11 protein-coding genes are annotated in these 9,803 nt (G+C 66.8%); 4 read left to right on the forward strand and 7 right to left on the reverse strand.

The window, feature by feature from the left end; all coding sequences use genetic code 11:
- Positions 1 to 15: 15 nt before the first annotated feature.
- The 3 genes from DMB80_RS27280 to DMB80_RS27290 are packed head-to-tail and all read right to left on the reverse strand — an operon-like array spanning position 16 to position 1,756.
- On the reverse strand, positions 16 to 501 hold the full coding sequence (locus tag DMB80_RS27280; RefSeq protein WP_111512687.1) for a hypothetical protein: 486 nt from the start codon (positions 499 to 501) through the stop codon (positions 16 to 18).
- 50 nt (positions 502 to 551) lie between these two features.
- Positions 552 to 848: a DUF4873 domain-containing protein gene (locus DMB80_RS27285; protein ID WP_240431417.1), complete on the reverse strand. Its 297-nt coding sequence runs from the start codon at positions 846 to 848 to the stop codon at positions 552 to 554.
- The gene (locus tag DMB80_RS27290; RefSeq protein ID WP_048422542.1) at positions 845 to 1,756 is read right to left on the reverse strand and encodes an AurF N-oxygenase family protein; all 912 of its coding nucleotides are present in this window, start codon (positions 1,754 to 1,756) and stop codon (positions 845 to 847) included. Before DMB80_RS27290 ends, DMB80_RS27285 begins: the two co-directional genes overlap by 4 nt.
- A gap of 117 nt (positions 1,757 to 1,873) precedes the next feature.
- Between DMB80_RS27290 and DMB80_RS27295 the strand changes: the two genes are divergently transcribed.
- Positions 1,874 to 3,058, forward strand: a complete 1,185-nt coding sequence (locus DMB80_RS27295; protein ID WP_111512688.1) for a PucR-like N-terminal domain-containing protein — start codon at positions 1,874 to 1,876, stop codon at positions 3,056 to 3,058.
- A gap of 56 nt (positions 3,059 to 3,114) precedes the next feature.
- Here the strand turns inward: DMB80_RS27295 and DMB80_RS27300 are convergent, their stop codons facing one another.
- On the reverse strand, positions 3,115 to 3,384 hold the full coding sequence (locus DMB80_RS27300; protein WP_111512689.1) for a WGxxGxxG family protein: 270 nt from the start codon (positions 3,382 to 3,384) through the stop codon (positions 3,115 to 3,117).
- A gap of 261 nt (positions 3,385 to 3,645) precedes the next feature.
- Positions 3,646 to 4,215, reverse strand: coding sequence for a TetR/AcrR family transcriptional regulator (locus DMB80_RS27305; RefSeq protein WP_111512690.1), 570 nt, complete (start codon positions 4,213 to 4,215; stop codon positions 3,646 to 3,648).
- A gap of 105 nt (positions 4,216 to 4,320) precedes the next feature.
- On the opposite strand from DMB80_RS27305, the gene DMB80_RS27310 reads away from it, so the two are divergent.
- From DMB80_RS27310 to DMB80_RS27320, 3 genes are read left to right on the forward strand one after another with little or no spacing between them, the layout of a single operon-like run.
- The gene (locus tag DMB80_RS27310) at positions 4,321 to 5,256 is read left to right on the forward strand and encodes an alpha/beta hydrolase (protein ID WP_111512691.1); all 936 of its coding nucleotides are present in this window, start codon (positions 4,321 to 4,323) and stop codon (positions 5,254 to 5,256) included.
- Complete coding sequence (locus DMB80_RS27315; protein WP_111512692.1) at positions 5,253 to 6,788, forward strand: flavin-containing monooxygenase; 1,536 nt, start codon at positions 5,253 to 5,255, stop codon at positions 6,786 to 6,788. The genes DMB80_RS27310 and DMB80_RS27315 overlap by 4 nt, the downstream gene beginning before the upstream one ends.
- Positions 6,781 to 7,572, forward strand: a complete 792-nt coding sequence (locus tag DMB80_RS27320; RefSeq protein WP_111512693.1) for an SDR family NAD(P)-dependent oxidoreductase — start codon at positions 6,781 to 6,783, stop codon at positions 7,570 to 7,572. The genes DMB80_RS27315 and DMB80_RS27320 overlap by 8 nt, the downstream gene beginning before the upstream one ends.
- Positions 7,573 to 7,589: 17 nt before the next feature.
- Here DMB80_RS27320 and ligD read toward each other — a convergent pair whose 3' ends face one another.
- Positions 7,590 to 8,642 (reverse strand): non-homologous end-joining DNA ligase, encoded by a 1,053-nt coding sequence (ligD, locus tag DMB80_RS27325; protein ID WP_111512694.1) that lies wholly within the window; start codon positions 8,640 to 8,642, stop codon positions 7,590 to 7,592.
- On the reverse strand, positions 8,642 to 9,712 hold the full coding sequence (locus DMB80_RS27330; RefSeq protein WP_162938731.1) for an ATP-dependent DNA ligase: 1,071 nt from the start codon (positions 9,710 to 9,712) through the stop codon (positions 8,642 to 8,644). Before DMB80_RS27330 ends, ligD begins: the two co-directional genes overlap by 1 nt.
- Between the last annotated feature and the right edge of the window lie 91 nt (positions 9,713 to 9,803).

The following is a 9,803-nucleotide window of genomic DNA, read 5'->3' on the forward strand; positions in this document are numbered from 1 at the left end:
AGAAAGCGGAGATCTTCAAGGACGTGCAGATCTAGGGTCCGCCGGGGGCGGCGGCGGAGGCGGTGGTTCCTCGACGACGCGCAGCACGTTCACCGACAGCCGCGCCCCCGGCGGACCCTCGATCTGCACGTCCTTGAAGATCTCCGCTTTCTCGCCCTGCACGGTGAACTTGCCCGGCTGCGGCGCGGTACCGCCGGTGACCTCGTACTCCACGCTGAACGGTGTTTCCGGGAACGGATGCAGCCCAACGTATTTGGGTTCGATCGTGTAGGTGTACACGCACGGGCCGTCCGGCTGACACGCCTGGTTGGTCACGGTGACCCCGATGAGGAACTCCTTGACGGTGGGCACCGACGGCGGTGGTGGCGCCGGCGGCGTGCGACGCGGCGCCGAGGCCTGCTGCTCGTCGGACCTGGCGACCAGCACCAGCGACGCGATGCCGACGCCGCTGGCCAGCACCCCGAAGATCGCCAGCGCGGCGAGGAGTTTGCGGAAGGTCACTTGGGCAGGGTAGCGACTGAGGTCACTGCGCGACGCGATTGCCCTCGTCGTCAGAGCGGAAAGGGCGGCCGCCCAGTGCCGCTGATCATCAGATGCCCGCCCGCCGTGCGTTCCACGAGCCGGGCGGCCACATCGACGTCGGCGACGCACAGTCGGGCCGCCGCGCTCCCCGACCGGACCTCTGCCGGAGCGTCGTACACAGTGCCCTGCCAGTGGTAGTGCCCGTCGAACGGGTTGATCGAGCCCGTCAACCGCACGCGCACGACGTGGCGTACGTCGCCGACCACCAGGCTGGCCGGTCCGGCGTAGCCGGGCCTGCCACCCTGCACGTCATCGCGATCGATCACAGGAAGTGACTGCGCTTCCACATCCGGCGGGCCATCGGCCCCATCAGCCCGACATCGTCGAGGAAGTCACCCAACGATGCGAAACCCGTTCGCTGGACGGCGTGGAAGTGCGGGTTGGCGCGCGCTTGCCGTTGCGCTTCTGCACCGTCGAGACCCACCCGCTGGTAGAGGCCGCGCCGGGTGAAGTTCTGCAGGTAGAGGCGGGCGCCGAGACCGTGCAGGTTCGCCAGCAGCCAGCGCATACGGGGCGACAGCGAGCCGACGTCACGGCGGATCCCGTCGCGGGCGAACTGGATGTGCCGGGCCTCCTCGGTGACGTGGATGCGCATCACGCGTTGCACCAGGGGCTGCACGTCGTCGCCGTCCTCGAGGATCCTGCGCTGCAACGCATCGAAGATCTCCTCGCCGACCAGCGCTGCGATCCACAGCATCGGGCCGCGGAACACGAAGGCCATCGCATTGACCCGGCGCGCCGCATTCCCCGTCGGCCAGAAGGGCTCAACGCCCACGCGCTCGATGGCCCTGCCGAACATCAGCATGTGGCGCGCTTCGTCACCCAGTTCGGTCAGCTCGTAGAACGTGGTGTGCGCCGTCGGTGAGGAGTGGATCATTCCGCGCAGCAACGACTGGTTGAGCATGTTCTCGAACCAGATCCCCATCGACAGGTAGTTGACGAACTCCTGCCGGGACAATTCGAACCGCTGCTGCTGGGACATCTGCTCCCACAGCGGCGTGCCATAGAGCGACGACATCTGCGGCGGGACGAAGTATTTGTCCTCGGCCAGCGGGGCGTCCCAGTCGATGTCGACGACGGGTTCGTAGGACTTCTTGGCCGAGCCCTTGAGCAGCCGCAGCGAGATGTCCTCCCGGCTGGTCCCACTTCCGGGCATGGTCGACGAAATGGTCATGGCACCTATTCTTCTTCACCTTTGTGGGCTATTTCTCGCCCTATCCGGCCAGTCTTTCGGGCCGAAACTGTCCGCCGCGGTCAACGCGAGCGTGCGCAATTCCGTACAGTCGTCGGCATGTCCGAGCTGCCGACCCCGGGAACGCGCATCGTCGGACTGCCGCCGCACACGCTGGACGCCATGCGGGCGGGGTTGCCGGACCTCATCGACCGCATGGTGCTGGCGGTGATCGCCGAGGTCCCCGCGCTCGCCGCGGCCGCCGAGGAATCCTGGCGGCCCGTCATCGATGCGTCGGCCGACCAGCTGTTGGGCGCCCTACTCGACCAGTTGCACGCATCGACGGAACCGCTGACGGCCGTGCCGATGCAGGAGGTGTTGGACACCGCCTACCGCTTCGGCCGGCGTGAGGCCCGCAACGGCCGACCCACCGAGGTACAACTGGCGGCCTACCGGGTGGGGGCACGCGAACTGTGGCGCGACTGGAGTTCTCTGGCCGTCCGCGACGGCATCGACCGAGACCAGATCAGCGCATTCGCCGAGATGTTCTTCGCCTACCTGGACCAGATCTCGGCGGCCGGGGTGGCCGGTTACGCCGAGGAGCAGGCCAAGTCAGGGCTCGACCGCGAGCGGCAGCGGGAGCGCTTGGTACGCCTCGTACTGACCGGCGCGCCTACCGAGGAGCTGGAACGCGCTGCGGCCGAAGCTAATTGGCTCGCTCCCCGCACGCTCACGGCGGTGGTGCTGCCCAGCCAGCGGCACACCGCGATCGTCGCCGATCCGCGCACGCTGAACGTGCCCGAGGATGCCATCGAGGTGGCCGCGGGGCAGCGCGTCGTCCTGGTCTGCGATGTCGGCGGCACGGCCCGCCCACCGTTCCTCGCGTCGTTGTCGGCCACGAATGCCGTTGTCGGGCCTGCGTTGTCGTGGCAGGCGGCGCGGTCGTCGGTCCGGCGAGCGGTGCGGGCCGCGGCGCTGCGCGGCCCGAACGCCGTCGACGTTCTCGATACCGACGAGTTCCTCCCGGAATTGGTCGTCGGTGCTGACGCCGACGCGCTCGCGGATCTGCGTGACCGAGTGCTGTCCCCGTTGGCGGGGCTGCCCGATCGGACTCGGGACCGGCTCGTCGAGACGCTGCGGTCCTGGTTGCTGCACCACGGCCGCCGCGACGACGTGGCAGCCGACCTGTTCGTCTCGCCGTCGACGATCCGGTATCGGCTGCGGCAGCTGCGAGACGCCTACGGGCAGCGCCTCCAGGATCCGCGGTGGATCGCCGAACTCACTGTCGCTCTTGCGGTTTCGTGACGAGTCCCCCGCCAGAAGACACCTCTGGCGGGGGACCCGGCTCACGCATCCGATGTTCAGATGCGCGGGTTGTTCGTGATCGTGCCGCCGCCGCGATTGGCCGGGTAGTCGGCATCCTTACGTCGCTTCAGGCCGGCCAAGCCGACCAATCCGAGCAGCCCCGCGAGACCCCAAAGCCCGTTGTCGCCGTTGTCATCATCTCCATTCTGGGCGCTCTGAGCCAGGGTCGTGGCGGACGGCGCGTGTGTCGGTTCAGCATTGGCAATACCTGCGCCACCGAACAGCAGGGTCAAGGCCGTCGCTCCGACAATGAGTGGCTTCTTCATGTTCTCTCCTAGACGACGTGGTCGATCCCGGTAATGGGCTTTCACAGTGCAGACCAGGCTTCTCTAGTCACGATCGAGTCAGCGAATCTGCCGAGGCGATCGTTGCGGGAGCGTTAGTTGCCGCAAACGGTGCAGTGAAACAACTTTGGCCTACTAACCGACCCTGAAAACGACATCAGTCGAGCTCAGAGCAACGAGTGACATGAGTCACACTCCCTCCGCAACCGCCTCGCGTGCCGCCGAACGCGCCGGGGCGAGTCGTCAGCGTTCGGGCTGCGACGGTCCTGGCGGGTTCGTCGTCCAGCGCGAGGCCAGAGCGTCGATGATGGCTCGCTGCTGACTTTCGTCGTGGTTGTGCATGAGGAGGCCTTCGACCGTGAAGACGCCGATCATGACCTCCGCTTCCACTGTCGACGGAGGGACTCCTCTGCTCTGCAGCTCGAACTGAAGCAGGCTCCCGGTGATTGCATGGAAGTTCTCATGCCATTGGGCGATCGCCGCAGAGTGATCGACGCGGGCGTGCACCGTTGTGACAAGGCGGCTCATCTCGGTGAGCTGGCCGACCACCCAGAGCAGCCGTGCCGCAATCGGCTGGCTCGCGATTGCCTCATACTGCGGCCACACGTCGCCCATGACCGCGTCGAGCACCGCGATCAACACCTCGTCTTTGTCCCGGAAGTACCAGTAGATGGTGTTCGGCGCGACTCCGGCCTCTTTGGCCAGGCGGCTCATCGAGGTGGCGTCATATCCCGCGTCGATGAACAGGCGCCTGGCTGCTGCCACGATCTCCGCACGCTTCTCCTCGGCGGCCTGCGGGCGCTTCTGCGCCATCACGTCCTCCTGGATGCCATCTGCGTCACACGGTGTTGAATGCCATTCAACACGGTGCTACGTTCTGTTGAACGCCATTCAAGATACTCGACGGAGGGCATATTCATGACCCCACCACTGCGCTACGACCGGCACGACGTCACCTTCACGTCCGAGGGCACGACCTGTGCGGCATGGCTCTACCGGCCCGCCGGCGTCCAGAATCCGCCCATCGTCGTGCTGGCCCACGGGTTCGCCGCCTTCCGCGAACTACGCCTGGACGCCTACGCCGCGCGATTCGCCCAGGCCGGCTACGCCGCCCTGGTCTTCGACTACCGGCACTGGGGTGCCAGCGACGGGCAGCCTCGTCGCATCCTCGACATCGCAAAGCAACAGGCGGACTGGCGCGCCGCCATCGCCTACGCCAAGAGCCTGGACAACGTCGACACCACCCGGGTCGTGGGATGGGGCTCCTCGTTCGGCGGTGGCCATGTTCTCACGCTGGCTGCCCGCGACAACGAATTCGCAGCCGCCGTCGTCCAGGTGCCCCATGTCTCCGGACCCGCCTCCGCCTTTTCTCAGTCCCCCCTGTTGGTCGCACGCCTCGTCGCTGCAGGACTGCGCGATCAGGTTGGCGCATGGCTCGGACGGCCACCGCACCGAGTCACGTCCATCGGCAGGCCCGGTGATTTCGCGATGATGACCTCACCCGGCGCGTATGAACTCGTCGAGGAGATGGCCGGCGGCGAGGCCGCCGAGCACATGCGCGAGCAACTCGTCGCCGAAAACAGCGTTGCCGCCCGCATCGCACTGCGCGTGCCGCTGTATTCACCCGGGCGACACGCCGCCGAGATCGCCGCACCCACGTTGGTGCAACTCGCCACGAAGGACGACGTCACGCCCTACGCGAAGGCCCGCAAGATCGTGGCCCGCATACCGAAGGGGGAGGTGAGGTCCTACGACATCTCACACTTCGAGCCCTATCTGGATCCGCACTTCGAACAGATCGTCGCCGATCAGATCACCTTCTTGGACCGACACGTCGGCGGTGGCACCCGATGAGCGCATCGTCCTCGACGACCCCGGCGCTTCCGGCATCCGTGCACACCCTGGTCGTCGGCGCGGGGTTCGCCGGAATGGCAGCCGCCACAGCGGTATTGCGTGCCGAACCCGGAGCCGACCTGTTGATCATCGAGCGAGCCGACGAGGTCGGCGGCACGTGGCGCGACAACACCTATCCTGGATGCGCGTGTGACGTGCCGACGTCGCTGTACTCGTTCTCCTTCGCGCCGAGCGCGAAGTGGAGCCACACCTTCGCCCGCCAGCCCGAGATCCACCGCTACCTGACTTCGGTGGCCGACCAGACGGGACTACGGCGTCACCTCGTCACAGGATGCGAGTTACTCGGCGCATCCTGGGATGCGCAGCGGCAGTGCTGGCAAGTCCGCACCTCCCTGGGCGATCTGACTGCGTCGGTCCTGGTCGCCGCGACCGGCGCCTTGTCCACGCCGAAGCTGCCCGACGTACCGGGGCTGAACGACTTCGGTGGCACGGTGTTTCACTCCGCCACCTGGAATCACGACCACGACCTCACTGGAGAGCGAGTCGCCGTCATCGGCACAGGAGCCTCCGCGGTGCAGTTCGTACCCGAAATCGCCGGCCGGACCTCTCATTTGACCGTGTTCCAACGGACCCCCGCGTGGGTCATGCCCCGGCTGGACCGCACGCTGGGCCGCCTCGAGAAGACCCTGTATCGCCGAGTTCCACTTCTGCAGAAGCTGGTTCGCGGGTTGGTCTATGGCTATCGCGAGATCTACCTCGCAGCGCTGGCGCACCTGACGTGGCTGCTCCCCCTGGTCGAACTCGTCGCGAAAGCTCAACTGCGCCGCCAGGTGCCCGACCCGAAGTTGCGCGCGGCGCTGACGCCGAATTTCCGCATCGGATGCAAGCGGATCCTGCTCACCAATGACTGGCTACCCACGCTCTCTCGCGACGACGTCGAGGTGGTCACCACTGCCCTGGCGAAGGTCACCGATAACGGTGTCGTCGATGGCAGCGGCACGCACCACGACGTCGACACCATCATCTTCGCCACCGGGTTCACCCCCACCGAGCCGCCCGTGGCGCACCTGCTGACCGGTGCCGACGGCGCCACCCTGGCCGCGCGCTGGGCAGGCAGCCCGAATGCGCATCTGGGCATGACAGTTGCGGGCTTCCCGAACTTGTTCCTGATGTACGGGCCCAACACCAACCTCGGGCACAGCTCGATCGTGTACATGCTCGAATCCCAATCCGCCTACCTCGCCGCCGCCCTGGCCACGATGCGCGGCGAGGGTCTCGCGTCGGTCGACGTCCGCCCCGACGCTCAAGCGTCGTACAACGATTGGATCGACAACGCACTGCAGGGAACCGTGTGGAATTCCGGGGGATGCTCGAGCTGGTATCTGGACTCCCACGGCCGCAATTCAGCGATGTGGCCGACCTTCACGTTCCGATTCCGCGCCCGCACGAAGAATTTCGACCTGCAGAACTACCTGACCCGCACGTCGCGTGACACCACATCACCCAATCTGAAAGGGGCTGTTCATGACTGACCCACAACGGGCCGCACTGATCACCGGTGCTTCCGCCGGCATCGGCGCCGCGTTCGCGCGCCACCTCGCCGCCCACGGATACGACGTGCTGCTGGTTGCGCGCCGTGCCGAGCGCCTCGAAGAACTCGCCGCCGATCTACGCCGAACGACCGGTCGGCGCTGCGAGGTTCTCACCGCCGACCTCAACGACCCCGCCACCCCATCGGCGATCATCGAGCACGCGAGCGATATCGACATCCCTATCGACGTGCTCATCAACAATGCCGGACTGTCTGCGAGCACGAAATTTTCGCAGAATCCTTGGGAGTCGGTCGCAGCTGAACTCCAATTGATGGTCACCGCCACAACAGAACTCGCCCACCGGGTAATCCCGAGCATGAAGCGGCGCCGCTGGGGCCGCATCGTCAACCTGTCCTCCCTGGCGGCCATGGGACCACCCGGAGAAGGTCTGCTCTACACCGGCATCAAGGCCTACGTGCTGCACATGTCCCAGTCGCTCGACATGGAACTCAAGCCGCACGGCATCCACGTCACCGCACTCTGCCCCGGCTTCACACACAGCGAGTTCCACGACGTCATGGGTGCGCGCGACGCGGCCGACCGGCTCCCCGGGCTGCTCTGGCAGAACCCGGAAGACGTCGTGCGCGAGGGATACCAGGCAGTGATGGCCGGCAAGCCGGTGTGCATCCCGGGAACGGTGAACAAGCTCACCGCTGCGGTGGTTCGTCCGTTGCCTCAACGCCTTCACTACGTCCTGGGTCGCGATCTCAACCCCTTCAAGTAGCCGCTTCCCGTCTGGCGCTAATCCCGCGTTATCGGGTTTCCCTTGTCGTCCCAATGCGCCGCGACCTTCTTGCTCGGCTGTACCCGCGGTGGCTCGCCCGGCATCTTCGGGTAACTCGGCGGGTAGGGCAGATCACCCAGGCCGCGTTCCTCGTCTGCGGCCACCATCTTTAGCAGCGTGTCGATGCGCTGCGCCACGGTGTCGATGTCGGCCCACGGATCAGGCCGGCCGGCAACGAAATCGGGCACGGTGCGCATCGTGTAGTCGTCGGGATCGGCGGTGCGTAGCTCGTCCCACGTCAGCGGTGTTGACACCGTGGCGATCGGCGTCTTGCGCACCGAGTACGCCGAGGCGAACGTGCGGTCGCGGGCGTTCTGGTTGTAGTCGATGAACAGCCGCTTCCCCCTCTCCTCCTTCCACCACGACGTCGTCACGGCGTCGGGCGCGCGCCGCTCCACCTCGCGAGCCAGCGCGATCCCGGCCCGGCGCACCGCGATGAAGTCCCACTCGGTCGCGATCCGCAGGAACACGTGCACGCCGCGCCCGCCCGAGGTTTTCGGGTAGCCCACCAATCCGAGCTCGTCGAGTAGCGGCTTGAGCACATCGACCGCCACGGCGCGCGCCTCGGCGAAGCCGGTGCCCGGCTGCGGATCCAGGTCGATGCGCAGCTCGTCGGGATGTTCGGTGTCGGGACAGCGCACCTGCCATGGATGCAGCGTCACCGAACCCATCTGCGCGGCCCACGCGATCGCCGACGGGTGGGTGATCTTCAGCGCATCGGCGGTACGGCCGGACGGGAAGGTGACCGTGCAGGTCTCGAGGTAGTCGGGATGCTTCTGCGGCACCCGTTTCTGATAGATCTCCTCACCGTCGATACCGTCGGGGAAGCGCTGCAGGTGCACCGGGCGGTCGCGCAGCAACGCGACCATTTGGTCGGCCACCGACAGGTAGTACTCGACCAGCTTGCCCTTGGTGCCGTCGGCGCCCAGCTGCGGGAAGTACGGCTTGTCCGGGTTGGTCAGCCGGACCTTCACCCCGTCGACGTGGATTTCGGTTGCAGGACTCGACATCAATTCCCCTCCCCCGTCGCTTCGCTCGCCCCGGAGGACTCCAGAACGTCGTAGAGGTCGTACGTCGCCGGCACGTCGAGTTGGTCGAACGTGCAGCTGGCCGGGTCGCGGTCGGGCCGCCAGCGGCGGAACGTCACGGCATGGCGGAACCGGTCGCCTTCCATCTGGTCGTAGGCGACCTCGCAGACCCGCTCGGGCCGCACCGGGATCCAGCGCTTGTCCGCCGCGGAGTTCCACCGGCTCGGCTCCCCGTCCCGGACGTCGTCACCGATGCGCAGTGGCTCGAGGTCGGCCAGCAGCGACAGCCGCGCCTTCGCGGTGAACGACGCAGCGCCGCCCACCATCTGCAGTTCCCCGTCATCGCGGTAGAGGCCCAGCAGGATCGAGCCGATTCCTTCGCCGCTCTTGTGAATTCGATAGCCGATCGCCACGCAGTCGGCATCGCGGGCATGTTTGACCTTCACCATGTCGCGCTTGCCCGGCAAGTAGACGCCGTCGAGGCGCTTGGCGATCACCCCGTCCAGCCCGGCGCCCTCGAAGTCCTCCAGCCAGCGGGTACCCAGCTCGGGGTCCTCGGTGGTCCGGGTGACGTGACACCACTGCTTTTCCTCGACCGCGTCGATCAGGGCATCTCGGCGGGTCCGGAACGGCTCTTTCAGCAGGGAGGAGTCGCCGACGGCGAGGGCGTCGAAGCCGATGAAATGCGCCGGTGTCTGCTCCGACAGCATCCGGACGCGCGATTCGGCGGGATGGATCCGCTGGCTCAGCGACTCCCAGTCCAGCCTCACGCGGCCGCCGACGTTCCGCGGCACCACGATCTCTCCGTCGAGCACGCAGCGCGGCGCCAGCTCGTCGCGCACGGCGTCGAGAACCTCAGGGAAGTAGCGGGCCAGGTCTTTACCGCTGCGCGAGAGCAGCACCACCTCGTCGCCGTCACGGAACACCAACGCCCGGAACCCGTCCCACTTCGGCTCATACGACCACACGCCTGCCTCAGCAGGAACCGCCTTCTGCGCCTTGGCCAGCATCGGCTCCAGCGGCGGCATCACGGGCAGGTCCATGGCATCCATAGTCACGTAGACCCGAGTACCCAGACAATCTCATCGTGCTCAGTTCCCGACGCCGACCCCGATCCCGCCCAGGCCCCCCTCGATCCACACA

The organism is Mycobacterium kyogaense (assembly GCF_003254575.1).
Classification (GTDB): Bacteria; Actinomycetota; Actinomycetes; order Mycobacteriales; family Mycobacteriaceae; genus Mycobacterium; species Mycobacterium kyogaense.

Coding starts and splice junctions, on each gene's coding strand:
- DMB80_RS27290 (WP_048422542.1), bottom strand. CDS start 1,756: ATGACCATTTCGTCGACCATGCCCGGAAGTGGGACCAGCCGGGAGGAC.
- DMB80_RS27305 (WP_111512690.1), bottom strand. CDS start 4,215: ATGGCGCAGAAGCGCCCGCAGGCCGCCGAGGAGAAGCGTGCGGAGATC.
- DMB80_RS27320 (WP_111512693.1), top strand. CDS start 6,781: ATGACTGACCCACAACGGGCCGCACTGATCACCGGTGCTTCCGCCGGC.
- DMB80_RS27310 (WP_111512691.1), top strand. CDS start 4,321: ATGACCCCACCACTGCGCTACGACCGGCACGACGTCACCTTCACGTCC.
- DMB80_RS27315 (WP_111512692.1), top strand. CDS start 5,253: ATGAGCGCATCGTCCTCGACGACCCCGGCGCTTCCGGCATCCGTGCAC.
- ligD (WP_111512694.1), bottom strand. CDS start 8,642: ATGTCGAGTCCTGCAACCGAAATCCACGTCGACGGGGTGAAGGTCCGG.
- DMB80_RS27300 (WP_111512689.1), bottom strand. CDS start 3,384: ATGAAGAAGCCACTCATTGTCGGAGCGACGGCCTTGACCCTGCTGTTC.
- DMB80_RS27330 (WP_162938731.1), bottom strand. CDS start 9,712: ATGGATGCCATGGACCTGCCCGTGATGCCGCCGCTGGAGCCGATGCTG.
- DMB80_RS27295 (WP_111512688.1), top strand. CDS start 1,874: ATGTCCGAGCTGCCGACCCCGGGAACGCGCATCGTCGGACTGCCGCCG.